We start from the raw sequence: 24,075 nt of genomic DNA on the forward strand, positions 1-24,075 counted from the left end.
AGCATCAGGAGGAAAATATGGTTGATGAACATAAAAAGGGCATAAAAATTTCTGTAAAACTCGTTTCTCTTATTGCAGGAGTAATCTTAATCAGTTGCATCAGCGTAGCAACAGTCAGTCTTACTGTTTTTTCCAAACGGCAGACAGAGGCTACGGAGAAACAGCTGGAGCATTCTGCCAGCGGTGCCATGCGTGTTATGGATGACTGGCTTGTAACTCTTAACGGCTATGCATCAATAGCTTCTCTGAATGCAGATGTTGTAAGGGCCTTCAGGACCAGTGATTCCGGTGCTCTGGAAACGGAAATAGCCGGCTATACGGAAACTCTTGATTATGACAGCATGGCTTTTGTTGATACATCAGGAACTGTTCTTGCCGGAGGTGAAGACGGCTGGAGGGCAGGAACTGATCTTTCTTCTGCCTATGTTGTAAAAAAAGCTCTTGGAGGCCAACCGGCCCACGCATTCGAAAAAGATATGGGGGGACTTTCAAAATTTGCCGCTGTTTATGCTTATCCGGTAGTTGATGAAGGTGAAATTCTCGGAGCAAGTATATTTTCCTACGATTTGACAAATGGTGATTTCTTAGATCTGATGCAGGCCAGTTATGATGTTGAATGTACAATTTTTTCAGGAGATACCCGAGCAAAGTCCACGATTCCTAATGTGGAGGGAACTGTTCTTGCTAATAAAAAAATCCTTGATATTGTTCTATATAACGGTGGTATATATACTGGAGAAAATAAAATTGACGGAAACGATTATTATTCAATATATGCTCCGTTAAGAAATGATGATGACAGTATTGTGGGAATGCTTTTTATTGCAAAAAGTCTTGAGGAGATTTCTCAGGTAAGGAATCAGACCCTTAAAATTGTAATTCCTATTATATTCGTACTCAGTATTATTCTTTTGTTCGTAAGCTATCTTTTTGTAAGATGGCTTATGTGGCGAATTTCGAATGTAACGAAACAGCTTGAAGAAATGGCTACAGGAGAAGCGGACCTTACTAAGCGGGTTACTCTTCGGGTTGTTGATGAAATCGGTATGCTCGTCATTAACTTTAATAAATTCTGCGACAAACTCCAGTCAATCATCGGAGAGACAAAAAAATCCAAGAATGAACTTAAGGTCGCCGGCGACAATACGAACATCAGCATTCAGGATACTGCAAGTGCAATTACTCAGATTATTGCAAATATCGAAAGCATTTCCCAGCAGATTTCTACTCAGTCACAGAGTGTTCAGCAGACGGCAGGGGCTGTAGATGAAATTTCTTCCAACATTGATTCCCTTAACCGCATGATAGAAAATCAGTCTGCGGGAGTTACTCAGGCATCGGCAGCAGTAGAAGAGATGATCGGAAACATAACCTCCGTAAATAATTCCGTAGAAAAAATGGCGGAGTCTTTTGTTGAGCTTGAAAGCAATGCAAACACCGGATTTACAAAACAGAATGATGTAAATGAACGCATCCTTCAGATAGAGCAGCAGAGTCAGATGCTTCAGGAAGCAAATGCGGCAATCTCAAGCATAGCAGAACAGACTAACCTTCTTGCCATGAACGCAGCAATTGAGGCAGCTCATGCAGGAGAAGCAGGAAAGGGTTTTGCGGTAGTTGCAGACGAAATCCGAAAGCTTTCAGAAACTTCATCGGCACAGTCAAAGACAATCGGAAACCAGCTTAATAATATTAAGTCTTCCATAGGTGAGGTAGTTACAGCATCCAATGAATCCCAGAGTTCCTTCTCCATTGTTTCTAAAAAGATTCAGGAAACAGATCAGCTCGTCATGCAGATTAAAGCAGCCATGGAGGAACAGAATCAGGGTTCAAAGCAGATTACTGATGCCCTCAAGACGATGAATGACAGTACGGAAGAAGTAAGGAATGCATCTGTAGAAATGGCAAACGGAAATAAAATGATTCTTGAAGAAGTCCAGAGTCTGCAGAGTTCATCCCTCGAAATGAAAAACGGTATGGAAGAGATGTCTTCCGGGGCAAAGAAAATTAATGATACCGGAGCAAATCTTGCAGAAATGTCCCACCAGATTACTTCTGTAATTGAAAAAATCGGTTCTCAGATAGATCTTTTCAGGACATAAAAAGATAAGTACTGTAAAAGAAAGGGGCTGTCCAAAAAGTTCAAAAAGTGTCATTTTCGGGTTCGACCCGAAAATCTATTTAATTACAATACGTCGAGTCAAGGCACGCTAACGCTTAAAGCCTTGACACAGCCGTTTTTAGGTTTTGTATTAAACCCTAAATACAAGAGATTGCCGCATCAAGTGCGGCAATGACAGGCTGTCGAGCACGGCAATGACTCATACTTATTGGACAGCCCCTTTTTTTCAGTTTATTCCGAATGATGTTGTGGAAGAAATATCAGTCTGTTTGAATAACGTATCATAGTTGTAGTATTCCAGCATGAGGGAAGCGAGAATATCCTTCTGCTCATCAGTAAGTTCCCGGGAGAATGAAGGATTAAGGCGGATTGATTTATCAAAAGTATCAATTACTGCATAAAGTTCATCCAGAACAGTTACTTTTGCACCGCAGGTTGCCCCCAGCATAAGGCTGTATGTTTTTCCCTTTGAATTCTTATAAGTGTTAACTTTCGTAATTACAACAGGAATTATCTGACTGTCTTGAAGTATAATGCCGTCATCCTGTGCAGATAAATAGAATATTGTATCGTTTTTACCGGTCTCTATAGTAAAGTTTTCATCAAAGAAATTGGTGCTTGAAAATTCATCCTCATCCACCCAGCCGTCAATTCTTCTGTAGATGGAAGTAGAAAATACTTCATTACCGTCTCTGCTGAAAGTTCCCTTTTGAGAAATCGTTCCGCTTTTTTTTCCTACACCGAAAACTGTTTTCTGGCTTATATCTCTTTTTACGGAAGACATAGAAAGTTCATACCCGTTCCACTGAAGGATTTTTCCAAAACTTTTTGAAGTTACGGGAATTACTGTAAAGTCATCTGTTCCTTCAACGTATGCCGTGTTTTTAAAACTGATGCAGCTGACGGATAAAATGGAAAATGCTGCTGCAAAAAGAATTCCTGTTAATTTTTTCATGATGTATGCTCCTGATGTTTTTTATTTTACTTCGATGTAAAGATCGTTGTGTTTTTTATATAAGCTGAATGAAAATTCTCTGTCAGCAGACGGTATGATTTTTATGTACCGGTATCCGCGTATTTTTTCAGTCGTGTAATAAACGTCTGTAGAATCTGTATCCTCTCCATTTTTTAAGGTGAGGGCAGAAAGCAGTGTAAAACCGTTCTCCGGATAATATGAACCGTAAATAAAGAAGGTGCATGGGGAATCGAAATCTGCTGAAGAAGAAATCTTCATATTGTCTTCAAATTTGCCTGAAATGCCCTTTAAGTCATATACGGCAGCGTTATCGATTTTATCTGGTTCTGGAAGTCCGTCTGAGAACGTGATGTACAGATCATTGTTAATTTTTGAGATGAGTGGAACCAGAGGCTGTTGTGAGTTTGTCGTAACTGCATAATAACGGAATTTTTTTACCTTGTAGTCGCACATAAGGGTGTCAGTATCACCCTGTTTCTTTAAGAATCCAGTTGCGGTATTTTTCCAGATTCCGTTCTGGTAGCCGTAGACAGTTATGCCGAAATATGTTGATGATGAAATATTTCTAACTTTTATTCCATCATTACCTTTTCCTGGGATTGCCTGTGAATCAAACACGAAGGCTTCTCCTTTTGTAAACTCTGGAAGTTCCTGAGCCTGTAGTGATGCTGTAAAAGCTGTTGAAAATAATGCAGCAATAACTAGAAATAACCTTTTCATGGTATGCCTCCACAAAATCTCCTTAAAGAGACTGAAAGTACTCTGAATAATAGTTATATGCGTATATTTGGTCAAGTTTTTTTAAGTTTGTGTATAAAAAGAGTTTGTGCATTAAAAAAAGGGGCTGTCCAATAAGTATGAGTCATTGCCACACTCGCCACCCTGTCATTGCCGCACTTGATGCGGCAATCTCTTGTATTGTAATTAAATAGATTTTCGGGTCGAACCCGAAAATGACACTTTTTGAACTTATTGAACATCTCTTACCTTGCCGAGCATGAACTTTGGCAGAGCCAAAGTTGTCGAGTTTTGACATTGCAAAACTCGCTTTAAAGTTTATGTATAAAAAGAGTTGGTGCATAAAAAAAAAGGGGATGATCAATAAGTATGAGTCATTGCCACACTCGCCACCCTGTCATTGCCGCACTTGCTGCGGCAATCTCTTGTATTGTAATTAAATAGATTTTCGGGTCGAACCCGAAAATGACACTTTTTGAACTTATTGGACATCCCCTTACCTTGCCGAGCATGAACTTTGGCTGAGCCAAAGTTGACGAGTTTTGACATTGCAAAACTCGCCCTAAAGTTTATGTATAAAAAGAGTTGGTGCATAAAAAAAAAGGGGATGATCAATAAGTATGAGTCATTGCCACACTCGTCACCCTGTCATTGCCGCACTCGCCACCCTGTCATTGCCGCACTTGATGCGGCAATCTCTTGTATTGTAATTAAATAGATTTTCGGGTCGAACCCGAAAATGACACTTTTTGAACTTATTGGACATCCCCCTTTCCTTGCCGAGCACTAACTTTGGCTGAGCCAAAGTTGACGAGTTTTGACATTGCAAAACTCGCTTTAAAGTTTATGTATAAAAAGAGTTGGTGCATTTAAAATTAAAAAAGGTACTCTCATTAAAGAGTACCTTACCTTGCCGAGCACTAACTTTGGCTGAGCCAAAGTTGACGAGTTTTGACATTGCAAAACTCGCCCTAAAGTTTATGTATAAAAAGAGTTGGTGCATTTAAAATTAAAAAAGGTACCCTTATTAAAGAGTACCTTTCCTTGCCGAGCACCGGACTTGAACCGGCACAGCTGTTACCAGCCGAGGGATTTTAAGTCCCTTGTGTCTACCAATTCCACCAGCTCGGCGAGTTGTGGAATTATATTAAAAAAATGCTATGATTGTCAATGTTGGCTCAAATCTTTAAAAACCTTATTTAACCTGGGAGTAGAGTTCAGCCATCTGGTTTCTCCATTCACCTTTTGTTTCCCTGTTTTCCCATTCGATTATCTTTTTTATGGTAAAATGCTTCATGTCATGAATGTTCGGAAAATTAACGATTCCGAAGCGTCCCTGCCCGATATACGTAAGGCGGTCTCCCTCGGCAAGAGTTTCCTGCTGGTTTAATTCCTTCAGTACGCAGTCAAAGTGTACAGGCTTCTGGGTTGTTCTGTCCATGAGAGCGGTGGAAAGATCGGTAATTACCTGTCCGCATTTATCACATACGCACTGGTTTTCATTTTTAAATGTCTTTATGGCTTCTTCGTTAGCACGAATCTGTTCAAGGCTTACTGTATCTATACGGCGCGGCTCATGTCTCTGATGACGGTCGTTTTTATCCTTTCGGCGGCTGTCATCAAAACGGCGCTCTTCATTTCGTTTATCATCATTGCGCCTGGAATTCTTATTATTGAAATGCCTGTTGTTTCTTTTATCTTTATTCATGCTTTCATTATAGCAATAAAATTCAGTATTGAAAATCAGTGAATGAGAAAATCTCCTGCAGTAAGAGTATTCCCCCGGTTTCCTACAATGTGCTTGCTCATGATTACAGCAATTCTGTCTATGGCATTGTTGACATAGTTTTTGTCCTGGATTTTACTTTGAAGTTCCAGCACTTTTTCAGAAAGAGGTGCACTCGTAATAGTTTTTTTTGACATCTGTTACTCCGTAAAAGCATTCGCTATGTGATATACCGGATCCAGAACCGGAACATCTAGCGCAAGTACATCAAAATGAATGTACCTGTTACTATATTCTCGATGTTTTTGGAGGTAACATTTAGCAGTTTTGATTATCTTTTGTCTTTTTATTAAATTAAGTTCATGGGCAAGGGTTTCAATTGTACCGCCGGGCAGGGATTTGACTTCAAAAAAAGTAAGGTGTTCACCTTTTTCTGCGATGATGTCAATTTCTCCTGATCTGGTACGGAAATTTCTTGTGAGTATGGTATATCCCGCTTTTATAAGATAAGCACAGGCTCTGTTTTCTCCGTCAGTACCTTTCTGTCTGGTTGATGTCAATACTGTTACGTTTCCTAAGCCTGTTCCAGTTCTTCAAGTTCGTCAACTTCTTCCAGTTCCTCAAGTTCTGCAGGTTCTTCATTAGCAGTACTGTTTTTAGAGTTGATGTCCTCCGGAGGAAGTTCATGTCCTTCTGACAGAAGAAAGGGAACTGCCCATCTTTTTATACATGCCAGATGATAGTGTTTTGCCGGTTTTCTTGCGCCCAGGAACATATTTACTCCGTCATCAAAGTAAACGTCTGCACTGAAGCGTGAACCTAAATGTATTGTTGTAATGTCAATTTTATTCATAATCAGCCTTTTTAAGATTCCATTTTTTTTATCATGGCGAATATTACTGCAACGGCACGCCAGGTTTCTTCCGGAATACAGTCTCCGATTTCCTGCAGGGAAAGAATACTTTCTGTAAAAGCATCCTTTACTACGGGAATTTTGTTTTCTTCTGCGATGCTGATCATTTTTTCTGCCAGCAGACCTTTTGCCTTTGCCTGAATCACCGGAGCTTCTCTGTCAGGAGGATATTTGAGGGCAACTGCACTGAAAGTATTGTTTTTCATCAGACTGATTCTTCGAAGGAAAGGGGGATTTCATCATTTAGAAAAAATCCTTCTGTAAAAGCAGAGGTGGAATAGATTACTGACACAGAATCATCGTTCATGCCGGAACGAAGTAATTCTCCAAGCCGCTTTTCCTCAAAAGGAATACGAGAGGTCAAAAGCGGCGGTAATGTACAGAACCGCATTTCCCTAACCTTGCTTAACTTATAATATACCACAAAATAATAATTTGTCACATCTTTTTTTTTGTTTTGAGATGAATTTTCAGAATTGAACTTTACGTCAACACATATTTTTTCTGTAGTTTTCAGAATATTATTGTATTGAATCCGGATGTTTCCCCGGGCATTTTTTTCGTTAAGATTATATTCGTATGGAAGGACAAGCCATTGTACCGGACCGTCGTTTTTTTTGTGGTTAAAAAAAGCAAGCAGGCCTTCATTTTGGGGCAGGGGAGATGAGTAGAGTTTATCTATTATACTGCCGTCAGATTGGGAATAACTGCTTTCAGATTCTTTTTGATTGTCTTCTGAATTGAAATCCAGCTCCATAAGGAACCGCTTTACGTTTTCTTCTGTGGCAGGAATTCCTTTTTCTTCAAGAACTGCTGCAATTTCTGCTGCTTTTCGTTCTTTTCCGGGAAATTTTTTAGAAATTACTGAAGCTTTTGAAATTATTTTTGGATCGATTTTTACGCCGAGATTCTGCAGAAGGGCTACCAGTTTTACAGCTGAGTCATCCGGAGAAATTCCCTGTGCCGCTAAAAAACTTTCTATGCGCGAAAACTGCTGCAGGGGGGCATTCTGTTCTGCCGGAATCAGAAGTATTTTACCGTCCCGGGAAGTTTTTATTATTGCTGTGAATGAGTCTCCCTGCTTCAGGGGAATGTCGCTTTTTACCGAAATTCTGCTGCCGGCAAGGCTTACAGTATAGTTTTGAGGTGAATTTTCTGCGATAACCCGTACAAAAACAGAACTGCCCTCATGAACTTCTGACTGAACATTGTTCACGAGGGCAAGGTTCTGTGTTTGAATTGAAATGTAATTCAAAACTTTATCAGGCGCAAAAATTATTTTGCGTTTGCTTCTTTTGTTGCGTTTGCTTCTTTTGCAGCTTCTTTAATAGCCTTTTCTTCTGCATCTGCAGCAGCGTAAGCAGCCTTGTTAGCTGCAAATTCTGCATTTGCTTTTGCACCAAGAAGTTCCTTGATTTTAGCAGCCTTACCGATCTTATCACGTACGTAGTAGATCTTTGAGCGGCGTACTTTACCAGGACGTACAAGTTCAACTTTTACGATGCGCGGGCTGTGAAGCGGGAATACGCGTTCTACGCCAACACCATAGCTTTCCTTGCGAACTGTGAAAGTCTTACCGATACCCTTGTTTTTCATGCAGAGTACGAGACCTTCAAAAATCTGGATACGCTTTGTTTTACCTTCGATAATTTCAAAGTGTACTTTTACAGTATCACCAACTTTGAAGCTTTCTGCGTTCTGTTTAGTCTGTTTTGCTTCAATGGTTTTAATAATGTCCATGCTATTTCTCCTGATTGCTGCGTTGTAACCTTCGCAACAGTCTGTTTTTCTTACGGTCATTTTTATATGTCGTATAGCCCGTAAGTTCTTCAATCATTTTTTCTGCTTCTTCAGTAAGAGTACCCGTCAGCCTTGCAGTCTGAATAAGATCAGGTCTGTTTCTCAAGGTTTTTTCCAGGCTCTTTCTAAGACGCCACTTTCGGATTTCTTCATGGTTGCCGCTTCTAAGTATAGAAGGAACTTCCAGGCCTCTGTACACTTCCGGTCTCGTGTACTGGGGATATTCCAAAAGGTTGCCGTTGAAACTTTCTTCATTCAGTGATTCTTCTGTGATGACGCCTTCAACAAGACGATAGATTGCATCTACCATTACTGTTGCGGCAAGCTCTCCACTGGACATTACATAATCCCCGATGGACAGTTCTTCATCAACATAAGTGTCAATGATGCGCTGGTCTATACCTTCGTATCTTCCGCAGATAAAAACCAGGTTTTCTTTACGGCTGAGTTCGACTGCCTTTTTCTGCGTAAACTGCTTTCCGCTGGGCGTCACGTAAATAACGTGCTGCTGCTTTTTGTAAGCCTGTATGCTGTCTAAAGCTCGTCCGAGAGGTTCGGGCATCAAAAGCTGTCCTGCTCCCCCGCCATAGGTCCCGTCGTCACATGTCTTGTGTCTATCCAGGGCAAAGTCCCTGATATTCACTAAATCGTAAGCAATAATTCCCTTTTCCACAGCTTTTGCCATGATTGAAGTTTTGAAAAAAGCTTCAGGAATTTCAGGGAATAAGGTCAGCACTGTAAATTTCACAGGAATTACTCCAGAATCCAGAGGTGCATCAGCTGCATTTTCTGCCCTTCAACATCAACTTCGCCAATAAACTGATCCTTAAACGGTACATAAACCGTCTTTGGATTGCCTTTTTTGTTCAGTTTGACGCTGTCTGCCAGTAATGTACAGCTCTCGGACAGCAAAATCTCAACGAGATAACCTGATCCGCCTTCCAATACGTTTGTGACTGTGCCAACAACATGTTCTGCTGCCGGTGCGTCTTCCGCCGTTTCCTTATATATTATTGAACATCCTTTAAGATCTTCAATGTACCACTCACCCTTCTGCAGAGGATGTGCGTATTTGCGTGGAACTACGATTTCCCACCTGTTGTATTTTGCAGCTTCTTCAGGTGAATTTATTCCCGCCAGTTTCATATACAGAACAGCAGCACCTTCTCTGGTTGATTCAACCGTAAAAGTTTTTTTTATGTTACCGTCTGTTAAAGTCACTTCTTCCATACATGCAAAATGCCCGTACTCGCCGGAAGTGCTTTCTACTTTAAATTCGCCCGTAATTCCATGGGAACCCCGGACAATACCCACAACAAACTGATCTACCATTATAAGCTGCCGTCAGTCCAGAATTTCAAGAGTGTAACGAGTACCATCTTTACTGGATGTTGCACTTAAAACAGTACGAAGAGCTTTTGCAATACGACCGTACTTTCCAATAACTTTGCCAATGTCACCCTGAGCAACGCTGAGCTGAAGAACTCTTCCACGTTCACCCTCGGTTTCTGTTACAGAGACTGCATTTGGATCATCGACCAATGATTTTGCAATGTATTCAATCAGGTCTTTTTCCATTGTTTAGTTCCCTCTGTTAATTATTTGGCAATAGATTTTCCAGAAGCAGACAAGCCCTTGATGTTGAAAAGCTTCTTCACCATGTTTGTAGGCTGTGCACCGACACCAAGCCAATACTTTGCACGTTCTTCGTCAAAGCTTACCTGATTAGCTTCTGCTGCGATCGGGTGATACTGACCGATTTCTTCGATTGTAACTCCATCACGTGGTTTGCGTGAATCCTGAACTACAATACGATAGTCCGGGCGCTTTTTAGTACCGAACTTCTTGAGTCTGATTTTAACCACTTTATTCCTCCGAAGGTCTCTCGCGAACGGGGTCAAGACCTGAGATATAGTATGCACACTATACAGTGTGAATGCGAATGATATTGAAAAGAAAGGTTTTAGTCAATGGTGTGAAGCGCATACCGGTGCAGACAGTGCATTTTTATGCAGTTTGCTTGAGCTTTTTTGAAAAGTTTTAATAAAGGTATTATTAAATAAAAAAACCTGCATCGTAATGATACAGGTTTGTCGGGATGTACGAGGCTCGAACTCGTGATCTCCGGCGTGACAGGCCAGCGCGATAACCAACTTCGCTAACACCCCAAAAGTGTGGTTATCATACAGACTGATTTGCTTTATGTCAAGTAGTGTTTGTAAAAAATCATGACATTACGGCTTTTGCGAGCTGGTCTGCGCAGGATGTTGACTTTGCACCGCAGATATTGCCTTTTAATTTTGAAGAGATTTCCTGAGCCGTCATTCCTTCACAGAGTTTTGCAATTGCTTTCAGGTTGCCGTTGCAGCCGCCTGTAAATTTTATGTTGCGTATGATGTCTCCGTCTTTTTCAAATTCGATTTTTGTGGCACAGGTGCCTTTTGTTGTATAGCTTATTTTTTCCATAGACGACTATTTTATAGCTTTGGGAGTTTTTATGTAAATATGTATTTATATAGAAAAAAAATATTTAGAGGATTTTGAAAGAATTATTAATTAATAAGTTGAAAGAAATATATTGCTTCAGTTAAAATTAAGTATACTTAATAAGGGAGTCTAAATTGAAAAAAATAGTTTTATTGCTTGCAGTATTCTGTCTTGTATCTGCCGGACTGGTTTCCTGCAGTGCAGAAAATACTTCGGAACCGGTATAGACCTGTACTGTTGCTTTTTATCCAAATACAGACAGTACTTCATATCAACCGGTAACACAGGTTTTTACTGTTGGAGAAACAAAGCCGCTTACTGGAATAGACCGTCTTGGTTTTTATAATCCCGGATATTATTTTGCCGGCTGGGCCTTAACACAGGATTCAGAGGAAGTTGTTTACAGTGATTGTCAGACTGTAACTTTGGATAAAAGTATTAATCTTTATGCAGTCTGGTCTGCCAGTCCCCGTTATTCGGTTACTGTGGCTGGTCTGGAGCATTGTACTATAAGCTTTTCTTCATCTTCTGCTTATGAAGGCGAGAAGATTTCTGTTTATGCAGTAATTGATGCCGGCTATAAAATTAATCAGATATCTGCAGAAACTCAGACTCATGAGGCAATTGAATTAAAGCACTATGAAGACGTAGAAAACTACTGGTATTTTATTATGCCGGATGAGGATGTAGTGTTTACGTTAAAAACGGAAGCTCAGGTGTATAGTATTTCTGTAAAGGATGGGCTTACCGGTGGACAGGCTGTTCTTAATAAAAATTCCGCCTGTACGGGAGAAGAGGTTGTTCTGACTGTAACGGCAGACTATGGTTATAACTATAGTTCCTTTGTAAAAGTTACCGGGGAAAATAAATTTGGCGATATAGATGCTGAAAAGACAGAATCTGACGGTAAGATTATTCTTACTTTTGATATGCCTGCGGGAGATGTTGTTATTGAAGTATTCTTTACACCAGTTTCTAATTATGTAATTGCTTCAGATTCAGAAAATGGAAGTATGGAGGTAATTAATTATGCCGCTTATGGAACAGAGGTTTCTGTAACTTTGATTCCGGATGAAGGCTATGCAGGCGAACAGGTTTTTGTACAGGACAATGAGGGAAATCCTGTTTCTGTAACAAAAAAGACTGAGAGTGAATATACTTTTACGATGCCGGCAACCAGGGTAACGGTTTCCTGCTTATTCAAGCTTGTCAGGGAGTATTCTTTTCATACAGAGCCTGAACTTCTTCCAGAAGGAACTGAAGGAACTGCGGGAGTTACAGGTAAATATGTTTACTTTGGAGACTGGCCTCAGACTGTAAAGTCGGATAAGGTTACTGTTGATGAAGAGCAGACGTTTACAGCTGGAGATAATACTTATTATCTTGGAAGTGATAATTTTTATTATGCAAAGATTTTAGAAAATGCTTATTCAGATGAATGTAAATATTCAGACAGGAGCGTCGCAAAGACATCTGAAGAAAACAGTTACAGGTATTTTAAGGTTGAACCTGTTAAGTGGAGAGTATTGAATCCTGATGCAGATGCAGCTGAAAATAGAATTCTTCTTGCAGAAACTATCCTTACTTCAGGAATAGCTTTTGAAAAAGATGCTGCTGATTCTGCAACTTATGAAACATCAGACATCTGCACCTGGCTTACTTATACTTTCAGACTGTCAGCATTTGCTCAAAATAGTTATGCGCTGCTGGAGCATGCCGGGGTTGTTGATGATAGTGATACGAATAAAGATTATGTATTCCTTTTAAGTGAGGAAGAACTTATTAATACCGCTTATGGATTTTCTGCTAACAAGGATGAAGAGAATTCTGTAAGGACAAGAACGGCCTGTGATTTTGCTGTTGCAAATAATGTAGAAAAGAGTTATTCAGGCTGTATGTGGATGTGCCGTGATGTTTATAATATTGTTGCTTCAGATACAGATTCTGTTAGATATGTAGCATATGATGGTAAATTAGATTCTGTTAGAGCCCTTGATGATGCTCATTTAGGAATCTGTCCTGCAATCTGTATCAGTGCAGAAAATTTACAGTAGCAGTAAATCAGTTTTTTTTTATAAACTCCTATGCCCCACCAGGCGTAGGAGAATTTTTTTCATCTTTTACAGAAGTAATTTTAATGATTATTATTGTCGGATAGTTTAAGTTATCTCCGATAAGTACATTGTAACATTCATCTGGCTTAAGTTCATATTCTAATAAATTCTTTGTTTATTTGTCGTGATTTTGAAAATTCAGTGAAAATATATATATGTAAAAATATATAAAAAGGAGCTGTAAAAATCATGAACGGACAATTCACCAGACCGTGGAAGGACCTGACCTTTAAGGACAACTTTATTTTCTGCAAGGTTATGAAAAACGAAGAAATCTGCAGAAAGATGCTTGAGATTCTTCTTAAAATTAAAGTCGAAAAAATCGAATACATTGAATCAGAAAAGACCATCGAAAACTATTATGAATCCAGGGGAATCAGGCTTGATGTCTACGTAAAGGATTCCGACAGAATCTTTGACATAGAAATCCAGACCGGCAACTATGATGACCTGCTGCTGAGGGCCCGCTACTATCAGGGAGCCTGTGACGTAGCAACCGTAAGGCGCCGCACTAAATTCAGGAACCTTAAGGAAACCTACATCGTCTTCATTTGTGAAGAAGATCCTTTCGGAATGGGACTGCCCGTGTACACGAAGAAGAACCGTTTTACAGAAACAGACGCCCTGATTTATGATGACAAAACCCATGCCGTATTTTATAATTCAAGTGCATGGAGCAGGGTTCAGGACGAAGAACTAAGGGACGTACTGCGTTTTATTTATGAATCCAAAGCAACTTCTTCTTTTTCAAAACTTCTTGAAGAAAACACCCTCCGTGCAAAATCCAGACCCGAGATGGAGGATGAATACATGTATTTTATGGACATACTTGAAGAAGAAAAGGAATATGCCCGTGAAGCTGGTCTTGCCGAAGGTGCCCGTCAAAAAGCTGTTGAAACAGCAAAAAATCTTTTAAGCATGAATCTTTCTCCTGAACAGGTTGCACAGGGAACAGGACTTTCTCTTGAAGAAGTTTTAGATTTAAGAAATTAAGTTTTTAAAGTTTATAAATCTGTCTTTCTAAAATATTTATTCCCCGTATTAACAAATTTTTAATAAAGGAATATAATCTCTTATCTATAGTATTGAATTTTTTTTTAAGGAGTGACGATATGGCTAAGGATATTGACTGGGGAAGCCTTCCGTTCGGCTATAAGGAGACTTCAAAGAGTTTCGTTGCAAATTTTAAAGATGGAAAATGGGATGAAGGTACATTGACTTCGGATCATACCATCACGCTTAACGAGTGTGCCGGTGTACTTCAGTATGCACAGACTTGTTTTGAGGGACTTAAGGCTTATACTACTGCAGACGGTAAAATTGTATGTTTCCGTCCTGACCTTAATGCAGACCGCATGGCTGATTCCTGTGCCCGTCTTGAAATGCCTGTTTTTCCAAAAGATAAGTTCATTCAGGCAGTAAAGGATGTTGTAAAAGCTAATCTTGACTGGGTTCCACCATATGGTTCCGGAGCAACCCTCTATATTCGTCCGTACATGTTTGGTTCAAATGCTGTTATTGGCGTAAAACCAGCTGATGAATATCAGTTTAGAATTCTTGTTACTCCTGTAGGACCATACTTTAAGGGTGGTGTAAAACCTATTAAAGTACGCATTTCAGATCTTGACCGTGCTGCTCCTCATGGAACAGGTGATATCAAGGCTGGACTTAACTATGCAATGAGCCTTCATAATATTGTTGATGCACATAAATGCGGATATGCAGAAAACATGTATACAGATCCTGCAACTCATACTTATATTGAAGAGACTGGCGGTGCAAATATTCTTTTTGTTACAAAAGATGGAAAACTTGTTACACCTAAGTCAAATTCAATTCTGCCGTCTATTACCCGTCGTTCACTTCTTGTTGTTGCAAAAGAATATCTTGGTATTGAAGTTGAAGAACGTCAGATAAATAAGAATGAACTTAAGGATTTTGTTGAAGTTGGTTTGTGCGGAACCGCTGCAGTAATTTCTCCTGTAGGTCAGATTGATGACCACGGAACTTCAATAATGGTTCCTAGCGGAATGGAAAAATTCGGTCCTGTTCTTGGAAAACTTCGTGATACCCTCACTGGAATTCAGATGGGTACTGAAAAAGCTCCTGAAGGCTGGGTAGTTCAGATTGCTTAGTTAAATTAAATTAAGAAGAGTGCTGCATTGAATCATGCGGCACTTTTTTTGACAAAAAATAATTTTATAAGGAAAAGAAAATGGATTTTGTAAAAGAATTGCGTGCAAAGGCAAAAGCAGCCGGAAAAACAATCGTTCTGTGTGAAGGTGAAGATAAGCGTGTTGTTGAAGCAGCTTCTCTTGTAGTAAAAGAAGGTATTGCAAAGATTATTCTTCTTGGAAATAAAACTGAGATTGAAAAGTTTGGGTTTGATATGAGTGGTGTAACAATTGTTGACCCTACTGCTGATGCTAATGCCGATAAATATGCTGAACTTCTTTATAAGGCTCGTGAAGGTAAAATCAATAAAAAGACTGGCGCTCCGGAATATGCTGATGTTGCTGCTGCAAAAGCTGCAGCTCTTAAAGATTATACAATGTATGGAGCACTTATTCTTAAAGCAGGTGACGCTGACGGTTTTGTAAGCGGTGCATGTCATTCTACAGCAAATACTCTTCGTCCTGGTCTTCAGGTTATTAAGACTGCTCCTGGCATCAAGACAGTTTCTTCATGCTTTATTATGGTTGCACCTGAAGGTGGAAATAAATACCTTTCTGATGGAATTGCAGTTTTTGGTGACTGTGCTATTAACATTGAACCTAGCTCAGAAGAACTTGCAGATATTGCAATTGCTTCTGCTGATACTGCAAAGAAAATTGCCGGAATTGATCCTAAAGTTGCACTTCTTTCTTTCTCAACAAAAGGTTCAGGTAGTGATGCAAAAGGTCTTAATACAGTCGGCAAGGTTGTTGAAGCTGTCGGTATTGCAAAGCAGAAGGCTCCGGAACTTGCCCTTGACGGTGAATTCCAGTTTGATGCAGCTATTGCTCCTGAGGTTGGAGAACTTAAGGCTCCTGGAAGTTCTGTTGCAGGTCATGCAAATACATTTATTTTCCCTAATATTAATGCAGGAAACATCGGTTATAAAATCTGTGCACGTATGGGTGGATGGAAGGCAATCGGGCCTGTTTGTCAGGGATTTGCTAAACCACTTAATGATTTAAGCCGCGGATGTAATGTGGATGAAATTGTTGATACTGTAGCAGTAACTGCCCTTCAGGCTTAGATTTCTTATTCACTGTAAATAAAAATACCGGTTGTTACAGGTTTTAATATGAAACTTACTTCATAATTGTCCTGTAACAGCCGGTATTTTTTTTGTATTAAAACCGGAAACTAATTGTGTTACCGGTTAGTTTTTTGTTATCCGCTAGAAAATCGTAAGAATGAATGAAGTTACGAGTCCTACGAAAATTGATATTCCTAAAACATGAACAGGCATGAATGAACTGAGCATGATTGCTCCAAATGAAAATGCCGTTGTAAAGAAGGAAAGTGCTATGGCAAATGTTTCTGCCTTGCTTTCTTTGTTTTCCATTTTGTAGATTATGTAATCCAGTCCAAGTCCAAATACAAGAATCATACCTGTAATGCAGAAGAATTCTATTTTAAGTCCTGCAAGGGAGAATATGGCTGTAATCATAAGTACGCTCAGGGCAGGAACGGAAGCAATCTTCAGTGTGTCTTTCCAGCTGTAGAAGATTTTAAGAACGATGAAGATTACAACATATGCAATAAGGAACATTTCCATAATCATGAAGGAAAGCCTGTCCAGACCGTAGCTGATGTCTTTTATGCGGTTCTCGAAATAGATATTGCTGTCCTGATCTGCAATTTCATTGTATTCTGCTTCTTCTTCAGGGTGAACGATTGCCGGAAGCACGAGCGAATAGTATTTGTTTTCGTATCGCCCGATCCAGATGATATCAAGTACGCTTTGTATTGCTTCAGGAAATTCATTTTTTGGAGTCAGATATTTTTTATCTCTGCTTTCAAAGTCTTTAACAAAGTTATTTTCAATCTCATCGTCAAAATCAAGATATTCACTTCTGAAGTCTTTTAATGCCACAAGATTTTTTGCAGCTTCATAGGATTCTTTCTGTGACTTTATGGAAGGAACAAAGCAGGCAGTACAGATGTAAGGCTTATCTTTTAACGCGGTCATTATTTTTTCTTCACGCTGAAGAACTTCTTCTTCCGTGTTTCCGCTTACGATGAACCATGACGTAGGATTATAGTTGAGGATCTGGAAGGCTTTTGCTGCATCATCCTTAAGACGGCCTTTTGGCTGATATAGAGATGTAAGGTCATTCTTGACGCTTATGTCTTTGCGGTTGATGAAGATCACTGTAAGTGAAAATACCAGCAGTGCTGCAGTAATGATTTTTGAAACCAGATTTTTATTAGGAATGGTGAAATTAATTTTATTAAGAATTGGAATTACACGTTTTTCTCTTGGAGGAATTTTGAGCAGGGAGAAAAGACCCGTTACTGTAAGGAATGAACTTAAAATTCCTGTAAATGAGAATACGGCAACCTGCTTGAGCATATAGAACGGTGCACCCATTAAAAGTGCGTAGCAGATTTCTGTAGAAAGAAGAGAAAGGAACAGTCCGTTAAAAAGATGTGCACGGATTTTACGTCCGGAATTCATCTTTTTGCGTCCTTTCCAGTTAATGAAGAAGTGAAGTGTGTAGTCTATCGATGAACCGATAAGGGATGTTCCAAATACCAGGGACATCATGTGTACTCCGCCGAATACAAAATGTGTGGTAAAGAATGCCGTAAACATTGAGACTGCAATAGAAAATACTGATGCAAAAATCGGCAGAGGGCTTCTGAATACTACAAGCATCATCACAATAATCAGGATTACGGAAACCGTAGAGATTATTGAAACTTCGTTTGTTGCATCGGAAGAACTTTTATAACTGTGGAAGGTTGTTCCTGAAAAAACAAATTTAAGGCCGTCTTTTTCTAATGGAAGACATACATCATAAATGAGCGGGACGGCATTTTTCTTGCTTGCCAGGGCTGCTCCTTCATCTGAGAGCTGAAGCCTGAGCATTACATTCCATTTTGTTTCTTCTGTCGGATTACCGTTTTCATCAAGAGGCCATCTGTTTGCCAGAACACCGTCTTTCGGCTGCATTGCAGGACCTGCATTCTGTGCATATTTCATGTAGTTCATGAGGTTTGTATTATCCAGACAGAAAGGATCGTTTTCTGTATCTACAGCTGCTCCAAAACTAAGTGCGCTGTAAAGGCTGCTTAAGGCTTCCATTGAAAATTCCTGTGCACCTTCTTCTGTCGAAATAAGTTCCCTCAGTTCCGGGGTAAGTAAGTTGTATCTCCACTGGGACATGAATTCCTGATAGCTGTTCATGTCTTCTGCAGTTCCTGAATATAGTGATACGCTTTCAAACTTAGGGCTGTCCTTAAGTTTTTCATAAACAGTTTCAGCACCTTCCTTTGCTTTTGCAAAATCTTCATGCGTTGATAAAATGAACAGACTTCTGCCGCTTGTAGAGGTAATGTTTTTGTCTGCAATCTTTGCAGCCTTGTTCAGGTTATTTGACGGAAACATGTTGTACAGGTCTGCGTCAAACTGGAGTCCGTTTGTAAAGAAAAGTGAAACAGAAAATAAAAGTGTTAAAGTTGCATGAAAGAGTATCCATGAAACAGTAAAAAACTTATTTGATAAAGTAAGCTTCGTCTTCATTTGAGAGTGTCTCTTTAAATTTTATATTTTTGAGTGAATATTTTGTATAATCAGTATCGCTCTGCATGATTGTAAAGGAATTAAGTTTTGCTGCTGTTCCTTCATAGCTGCCGCCGATGATAATCTGTTTGAGGGCAGAAGAAATCGTCATGTCTTTCGGTGCAAGAGTTATAGTCCATTCATGTCCGTCAGAAACAGTAACATCAAAATATTTTTCAATTTCTGAAGAATCTCCTGAGAAAATAGATGTCATTGCAGATGCAACGGTTCCGAAAATTTCTGAGGAAGAACTTTCAATTACTGAGCGTTTTCCTGATGCAGTTGTCTGAATTATGTAATCAGGTGTAACTGCTGTCGAAGTTTTCATTGGCTTAAGCGTGCGCCAGAGAATTTTGTCCTGAGAAAAAATAAATGTTCCTGAAGACTTCAGAGGTTTCTTTAAGGCTGATGAATATTTTTCCTGAGTAAAATCACCTGCAGTTATTTTATGAGATGTAATCGAGGTTAAAATTTTGTCCAGCTGAGCATTCTGAGCAAAAACCGTTGCTGACATCATGAGAGTCAGTGTAAAAATTGCATGTTTAATAAAGCTTTTCATGGGTAAAAGGATAGCATATTTATTAAACTTGAAAAAGTATCTGTACACAGTATCTTAACACAGTTTACAATATGCTTACTATGACTTTACGAGAACATATTGTAGCGCCGGGGACATATATTCCTGAACTTAAAATTGCTTATCCGGCTCGCCCTGACGAAAGCATGCGCAATCCTGAAAAAGTAAACGATATCGATATTGAAAATGATTTTGATTTTCTGCAGAAAAGTTTTAGCAGAAGAATATGGAAGGCTGTCATATATGCAGGAATATTTTTTCTTGTTTTCCCGCTCAGCAAGATTTTATACGGAATAAAAATTTCTGGAAGGGAAAATATCCGTAAGAATAAACGCTTATTGAAAAACGGAGCAATGACTGTCTGTAATCATGTTCACAGATGGGATTTTCCATTCGTACTTCAGGCTGTCCGCTGGAGAAGAATGTGGTTTCCGGCAAAAGCATCTAACATTCAGACAAAGGATGCTAATCTGATCCTTGGAGCCGGAGGAATTCCGATTCCTCAGACTATGGCGGCAGTCAGAAAATTTAATGAGGCCTTTAATTACATACATGCAAAAAAAAGATGGATTCATGTTTTTCCGGAAAGCTGCCGCTGGGCATTTTACGAACCGATACGTCCGTTCAGGGCAGGAGCTTTTAAAATGGCATTGAGATATTCCCTTCCTGTCATACCTGTTGCGATTTCTTACAGACCGGTAACAGGCTGGAGAAAATTTCTTGGAATAAAGCATCCTCTTATAAATGTCAGAGTCGGCAGTGTGATTTTTCCGCAGGATATAAAGGGGGAGTCAAAAAAAGAACGCTGTGCATTACTCAGGGATGAAGCTCACCGTCAGGTTGTAAGTCTTGCAGGTATTGAGCAGAACAAGTGGCCTTCAGCTTATGATGATGAATGAGCGGGTAGTGTAAGATTATAGTTCCTTTATTTTATTCATTTTTTAGAAAGTGTGCCTGTATTAGCTGGCATATTTCAACCCAGGTAAGAGTCTCTTCGTTTTTTTTAGTTTTATGAGTAAGTACCTGAATGTAGTTCATGCCGGCAGCAAGTGCTCCCTTTCCGTCGGTATCAGATCTGTCTCCAATAAATAGAGTTTCTTCAGGTTTTACCTTAAGTTCTTCCGTAATTTTATAAAGCAACTGAACTGCAGGTTTCAGTCCTCCTAAATCTTCAGCGTTAAAAATTCCTGTAACAGTAGACGTGTTGATGTTCAGCGCTTCCATTCGTTCTTTAGTTTTTGAATAGTCACTGTATACGGCTGTTTTGATTTCCTGTTCTTTTAAGAAGGTAAAAAGACGGTTTACATTTGCTCTTGCCTTGAAATTTTTTTTAAGGGAAGTAATCATTGCCTCAAGGTATACGCTGTCATACCAGTCCTGAAGTTCTTCGGGATTTTTTTTTACAATGCGGGAAAATTCATAAAAAAAACGTTCGTCAAATGACTGCCTGTCTCCTGTGTATATTCCTTTCAGTCTGGATCTTACTCTGCGCTCTGCACCGGCAAGAAGCTTATGAGAAAATTTCAATTCTTTTAGAAGTTTCCGGACGGCTCCCTTATGGTCGTAAAGAGTTCCGTCAAAATCAAAAATAACGGCTTTTATGTTTTTCATTGATGTATTATTCCGTTACAAGTTCCTTAAACATTTTATGACGTTTTTCATCCTGCATGAGAAGGTTAAGCTTGAACTGTCCGTCCCTTGCACCGCCAAGAATGCAGCGTTCCTTATAAGTTTCAAAACTTTCTTTTTGAAGTCTGTGGGCTTCAGGAGTTTTTATGCGGAAAGAATCTCTTTTAGCTGCGTATTCTATATTGATTTCTTTAAGCTTTTCATCAACTGTTTTGTTAAAGAATTCAACCTGTTCTTCCGGAAGATTGCAGTCTTTAAATTCGTAATAAAAGTGATAGACGGAATTTTCTACGTCTGCAAAACCTACATAGAACTGAAGTTTGATTTTTGTTTCATGTTCAGTCTGATGCACGGCTTCTATAAACTGTCTTTCATGGAGTTTTTCGCCGGTCATAGAAATGATTCCGTTTATTTTCTGAATGAATTGAATTGTAGGAATCGAATTATAGAAACCGGTAACTTCTATGAGATCATTCATCGGATATCTGTAAAGCCCTGACCAGGTAGTAACGTATACGGAATACTGTTTACCTTTTTCAAGTTCATGGAGTTGCAGAAATTCAGGATTCTTTTTTTCCAAATCTTCTGCACTGATAAATTCAAAATAGTGATAATGCGGGAAGAGTACTGTATCGTTTTTTCCGTTAAGCACAAGTCCGGCTCGGCATTCAGAAGCAAAATAAGAAAATTCCTGATAAAGAGTATTTTCCGGGAATGAGTTGGAAAATTTTTCCATGTAAACTTTTGTGTTTCCGCATTTCCAGGTTGTAAGAATTTGAAAATCCGGCCAGTAATGTTTTGGAAGAATTATTTTATGTTCTGCTTTCAGAGCCCTGAGTTCAGCAGCGCGTTTCGGATTTGGTTTCAGAGTTGCCTCTATTGTTTTTCGGATTTCAGGATCAATGTTAAGCTTTGAATTAAGGGTTCCGTTTTCTATATCCGTTACATAATCATCAAAGAACTGGTTTACGTTGTTCTGCATTTCTACAATGGTACTTGGGTTTGCAGTTACGATAATAGTAATGTGCTGCTCGATGCCGATCCTCATTATAGTGTAGTAGCGGGCGGTGTAGTCTGCTATGGCAAATACGGCATCAGGTGCTGAATGAATCGGTCGTACGAATGCCGGAATATCACGTCTTGTTACTCCGGATACAGATCCGTAAACAGTTCCGTCCGGAGCATGTCCTTCAATAGCCTTTCCTACTATGGAAATTGTCTGTCCGTAAAAGCATTTCGGTCTGTGCATGAGGAAAGTGTAGAGCCATATTTTGGACATTTTGTTGTAAACGTTTTCATAGTATTCATTTGTAATCGGAATCCATTTTGGTTCTTTTGTAGTGCCGCTTGTGGTTGCATACATTTTTGGTTTGCCTGGAAACAGAATATTTGCTTCTCCGTTTTTATGGCGTTCAATATAAGGACGAAGATCTTCGTAATCCTGAGGAGGAACATTTTTTTGATATAATGAAACAAGTTCATCATCTGTTTTTGTGGAAAGAATTTGACTGAAGTTATGAGCTTTCCCGAATTCAGTATCTTTTGCATAGTTCAGAATCTGTCTGAGGGTTTGCATTGAAACTTTCCGGCAGTTTTTTGAAGCCTTATTTACTTTTGCAAGCTGAATTTTTCCTGCCATCGAAAGTGCGAGTTTTATCAGACGAGAATTTTTAATCGTGTTTTTCATTTTTAATTCCTTCAGGCTCGATTTTTTTTGCTATAAATTTATGGAATCACTTGAATTGAGTTCTACAAATCCTGCATTAAGTCTGTTCATTGCTTTATAAAAGTCTGGGAAACTTACACTGCAGCATTCAGCATCTTTTACGGTAATGAATTCTCCGCTTGGAAGTCCAAGACCGAGGCAGGCCAGGGACATTGCAACTCTGTGATCTCCGTAACTCTCTACGATTGCACCGCGAAGCTTAAATGCCGGGTTTGGCCGTCCTTCTTTTGTTACCGGTGAATGACCTCTTACGATAAGATAGTCTTCTCCTTCTTCAAGTTCTGCACCGATTTTTGTAAGTTCACTTACCATTACCTTGATTCTGTCTGTTTCTTTTCTGCGGCAGCCGGCAATGTCTTCAATGTATACTGTTCCTTCCGTGAAGCAGGCTGCAACAGCCAGTGCGCATATGGCATCAGGCAGTCCGGAAAGATTTACATGCAGTTCCCCGTTTTCAAGATGTTCTGTAGAAAGCCGTCCGATTTTATCTGAAGATTTTTTTAATCCTCTGACAAGAAGGGTTTCTGCTGTTTTATTCCATTCAATATCAGCACCCAGTTTCTTCAGAATATTTACGATTTCATCATCACCCTGAGTTCCGCTGGAGTCTACATGTTCGATTAAAATCTGACTGTCTGTGATTAGGGTAGCTATAAGCGGAAATGCAACTCCTTCCCAGTCGCTTGGTATTGTTGCATTAAAAGCGCTTATGTCTTTTGGACCTGTAACTTTTATATGGTGAAAGTCGTCAGATATTTCTGAAGAGATTCCGACTTTATCAAGCCATTTCTGTGTCATGGTAAGATAAGGCGTTTCTTTTGGATCCTTAAGTTCTATTTCAAGAGTTCCGTTGAGCCTTGAAGCGGCCATCATCATTCCTGAAATATACTGGCTTGAAATGTTTCCGTCCGTGATAAGTTTTTTTTCTGAAGAGATAGGGCCCCTGATAATAAGGGGACAGTTTTTTGAACCGGGAATTGCAGTAGTTGCTTCTGCACCCAGCTGGTTAAGTGCATCAACTACATGGTGTACAGGTCTTGTCCGGATGCTTTCGTCTCCAGTAAAAACGCTCCATCCGTCAAAGGTTGCTGCAATAGGTGAAAGAAAATAGAGCAGGGATCCTGAATCTCCGACATTGACTACATCATAGGGCAGGTGAATGTTTTTTCCGGCCCCTTTTACAGTCCATGTTTTAACCGGAAAGTCTGATGTTTCCTGAAGGTCAATCTGCGCACCTATAAGCGGAAGGGCTGCTGCAGTGCTCAGACAGTCTGCGCTGATAAGCGGGTTTGTAATGTTACAGGTGCCGTCTGACATGGCTGCAAGAAGAAGTGCCCTGATTGTATGTGACTTTGACCCAGGTACCTGAATTGTACCTGATAATTCTGCATGTTCTGCTCTTATTTTCATAATATAATAGGTTACCATAAGGCTATAATTTTTTAAAGATAAAGAAGGAGTTATAAAATTAAATTAAGTTTACTTAAGTTT

General features: G+C 39.5%; 25 protein-coding genes and 2 tRNA genes. 6 read left to right on the plus strand and 21 right to left on the minus strand.

Translation table 11 applies throughout. The annotated features are described in order from the left end of the window. The first annotated feature begins 17 nt into the window (after positions 1-17). Positions 18-2,102 (plus strand): methyl-accepting chemotaxis protein, encoded by a 2,085-nt coding sequence (locus tag HNP77_RS00385; RefSeq protein WP_184651181.1) that lies wholly within the window; start codon positions 18-20, stop codon positions 2,100-2,102. Between the two features lie 246 nt (positions 2,103-2,348). On the opposite strand, the gene HNP77_RS00390 is transcribed toward HNP77_RS00385, so the two are convergent. From HNP77_RS00390 to HNP77_RS00465, 16 genes are all read right to left on the minus strand, one after another. Further along, the gene (locus tag HNP77_RS00390) at positions 2,349-3,077 is read right to left on the minus strand and encodes a hypothetical protein (RefSeq protein ID WP_184651182.1); all 729 of its coding nucleotides are present in this window, start codon (positions 3,075-3,077) and stop codon (positions 2,349-2,351) included. A gap of 21 nt (positions 3,078-3,098) precedes the next feature. Beyond that, positions 3,099-3,818: a hypothetical protein gene (locus tag HNP77_RS00395; protein ID WP_184651183.1), complete on the minus strand. Its 720-nt coding sequence runs from the start codon at positions 3,816-3,818 to the stop codon at positions 3,099-3,101. Between the two features lie 1,063 nt (positions 3,819-4,881). Beyond that, a tRNA-Leu gene (locus tag HNP77_RS00400) sits at positions 4,882-4,967 on the minus strand. Positions 4,968-5,031: 64 nt separating this feature from the next. Beyond that, positions 5,032-5,544, minus strand: a complete 513-nt coding sequence (locus HNP77_RS00405) for a hypothetical protein (RefSeq protein ID WP_184651184.1) — start codon at positions 5,542-5,544, stop codon at positions 5,032-5,034. Between the two features lie 35 nt (positions 5,545-5,579). After that, positions 5,580-5,759 carry a hypothetical protein gene (locus HNP77_RS00410; RefSeq protein WP_184651185.1) on the minus strand — a complete coding sequence of 60 codons (180 nt, stop codon included), beginning with the start codon at positions 5,757-5,759 and terminating at the stop codon, positions 5,580-5,582. 3 nt (positions 5,760-5,762) lie between these two features. Then, positions 5,763-6,122, minus strand: a complete 360-nt coding sequence (locus tag HNP77_RS00415) for a YraN family protein (protein ID WP_184651186.1) — start codon at positions 6,120-6,122, stop codon at positions 5,763-5,765. Between the two features lie 14 nt (positions 6,123-6,136). Continuing rightward, positions 6,137-6,415 (minus strand): phosphohydrolase, encoded by a 279-nt coding sequence (locus tag HNP77_RS00420; RefSeq protein WP_184651187.1) that lies wholly within the window; start codon positions 6,413-6,415, stop codon positions 6,137-6,139. An 11-nt stretch (positions 6,416-6,426) separates the two neighbouring features. Further along, the gene (locus HNP77_RS00425) at positions 6,427-6,681 is read right to left on the minus strand and encodes an EscU/YscU/HrcU family type III secretion system export apparatus switch protein (protein ID WP_184651188.1); all 255 of its coding nucleotides are present in this window, start codon (positions 6,679-6,681) and stop codon (positions 6,427-6,429) included. Further along, positions 6,681-7,730, minus strand: coding sequence for a hypothetical protein (locus tag HNP77_RS00430; RefSeq protein ID WP_184651189.1), 1,050 nt, complete (start codon positions 7,728-7,730; stop codon positions 6,681-6,683). The genes HNP77_RS00425 and HNP77_RS00430 overlap by 1 nt, the downstream gene beginning before the upstream one ends. 20 nt (positions 7,731-7,750) lie before the next feature. Continuing rightward, the gene (gene rplS / locus HNP77_RS00435; RefSeq protein ID WP_184651190.1) at positions 7,751-8,215 is read right to left on the minus strand and encodes a 50S ribosomal protein L19; all 465 of its coding nucleotides are present in this window, start codon (positions 8,213-8,215) and stop codon (positions 7,751-7,753) included. A 1-nt stretch (position 8,216) separates the two neighbouring features. Further along, positions 8,217-9,023 (minus strand): tRNA (guanosine(37)-N1)-methyltransferase TrmD, encoded by an 807-nt coding sequence (gene trmD / locus HNP77_RS00440; protein WP_184651191.1) that lies wholly within the window; start codon positions 9,021-9,023, stop codon positions 8,217-8,219. Between the two features lie 5 nt (positions 9,024-9,028). Next, a complete protein-coding gene (rimM, locus tag HNP77_RS00445) occupies positions 9,029-9,607 on the minus strand; it encodes a ribosome maturation factor RimM (RefSeq protein WP_184651192.1) in 579 nt (192 codons plus the stop codon). A gap of 12 nt (positions 9,608-9,619) precedes the next feature. After that, entirely contained in the window at positions 9,620-9,853 is a 234-nt protein-coding gene (locus HNP77_RS00450; RefSeq protein ID WP_184651193.1) for a KH domain-containing protein, read from the minus strand. Between the two features lie 20 nt (positions 9,854-9,873). Beyond that, on the minus strand, positions 9,874-10,140 hold the full coding sequence (rpsP, locus tag HNP77_RS00455; RefSeq protein WP_184651194.1) for a 30S ribosomal protein S16: 267 nt from the start codon (positions 10,138-10,140) through the stop codon (positions 9,874-9,876). Positions 10,141-10,369: 229 nt separating this feature from the next. Next, positions 10,370-10,443: transfer RNA gene (locus tag HNP77_RS00460), tRNA-Asp, on the minus strand. Positions 10,444-10,501: 58 nt separating this feature from the next. Beyond that, positions 10,502-10,741, minus strand: a complete 240-nt coding sequence (locus HNP77_RS00465) for a TIGR03905 family TSCPD domain-containing protein (RefSeq protein WP_184651195.1) — start codon at positions 10,739-10,741, stop codon at positions 10,502-10,504. A 446-nt stretch (positions 10,742-11,187) separates the two neighbouring features. Here HNP77_RS00465 and HNP77_RS00470 point away from each other — a divergent pair, with 446 nt between their 5' ends. The 4 genes from HNP77_RS00470 (at position 11,188) to pta (ending at position 16,117) form a co-directional block, all read left to right on the plus strand. Further along, positions 11,188-12,816, plus strand: coding sequence for an InlB B-repeat-containing protein (locus HNP77_RS00470; protein ID WP_184651196.1), 1,629 nt, complete (start codon positions 11,188-11,190; stop codon positions 12,814-12,816). A 249-nt stretch (positions 12,817-13,065) separates the two neighbouring features. After that, positions 13,066-13,869 (plus strand): Rpn family recombination-promoting nuclease/putative transposase, encoded by an 804-nt coding sequence (locus tag HNP77_RS00475; RefSeq protein WP_184651197.1) that lies wholly within the window; start codon positions 13,066-13,068, stop codon positions 13,867-13,869. Positions 13,870-13,988: 119 nt separating this feature from the next. Next, positions 13,989-15,011: a branched-chain amino acid aminotransferase gene (locus HNP77_RS00480; protein WP_184651199.1), complete on the plus strand. Its 1,023-nt coding sequence runs from the start codon at positions 13,989-13,991 to the stop codon at positions 15,009-15,011. Between the two features lie 80 nt (positions 15,012-15,091). Then, a complete protein-coding gene (gene pta, locus HNP77_RS00485; protein WP_184651200.1) occupies positions 15,092-16,117 on the plus strand; it encodes a phosphate acetyltransferase in 1,026 nt (341 codons plus the stop codon). A gap of 144 nt (positions 16,118-16,261) precedes the next feature. Here the strand turns inward: pta and HNP77_RS00490 are convergent, their stop codons facing one another. Continuing rightward, positions 16,262-18,613, minus strand: coding sequence for an MMPL family transporter (locus HNP77_RS00490; protein ID WP_184651201.1), 2,352 nt, complete (start codon positions 18,611-18,613; stop codon positions 16,262-16,264). Continuing rightward, a complete protein-coding gene (locus HNP77_RS00495) occupies positions 18,585-19,211 on the minus strand; it encodes a LolA family protein (protein WP_184651202.1) in 627 nt (208 codons plus the stop codon). Before HNP77_RS00495 ends, HNP77_RS00490 begins: the two co-directional genes overlap by 29 nt. An 80-nt stretch (positions 19,212-19,291) precedes the next feature. Here HNP77_RS00495 and HNP77_RS00500 point away from each other — a divergent pair, with 80 nt between their 5' ends. Continuing rightward, positions 19,292-20,128: a lysophospholipid acyltransferase family protein gene (locus tag HNP77_RS00500; protein ID WP_184651203.1), complete on the plus strand. Its 837-nt coding sequence runs from the start codon at positions 19,292-19,294 to the stop codon at positions 20,126-20,128. 31 nt (positions 20,129-20,159) lie between these two features. Here the strand turns inward: HNP77_RS00500 and HNP77_RS00505 are convergent, their stop codons facing one another. From HNP77_RS00505 to aroA, 3 genes are read right to left on the minus strand one after another with little or no spacing between them, the layout of a single operon-like run. Then, positions 20,160-20,840 (minus strand): HAD family hydrolase, encoded by a 681-nt coding sequence (locus HNP77_RS00505; protein WP_184651204.1) that lies wholly within the window; start codon positions 20,838-20,840, stop codon positions 20,160-20,162. A 7-nt stretch (positions 20,841-20,847) separates the two neighbouring features. Then, positions 20,848-22,545, minus strand: coding sequence for a GH3 auxin-responsive promoter family protein (locus HNP77_RS00510; RefSeq protein WP_184651205.1), 1,698 nt, complete (start codon positions 22,543-22,545; stop codon positions 20,848-20,850). 30 nt (positions 22,546-22,575) lie between these two features. Then, positions 22,576-23,994: a 3-phosphoshikimate 1-carboxyvinyltransferase gene (aroA, locus tag HNP77_RS00515; protein ID WP_184651206.1), complete on the minus strand. Its 1,419-nt coding sequence runs from the start codon at positions 23,992-23,994 to the stop codon at positions 22,576-22,578. Positions 23,995-24,075 lie beyond the last annotated feature (81 nt).

This window comes from Treponema rectale (assembly GCF_014202035.1).
Classification (GTDB): Bacteria; Spirochaetota; Spirochaetia; order Treponematales; family Treponemataceae; genus Treponema_D; species Treponema_D rectale.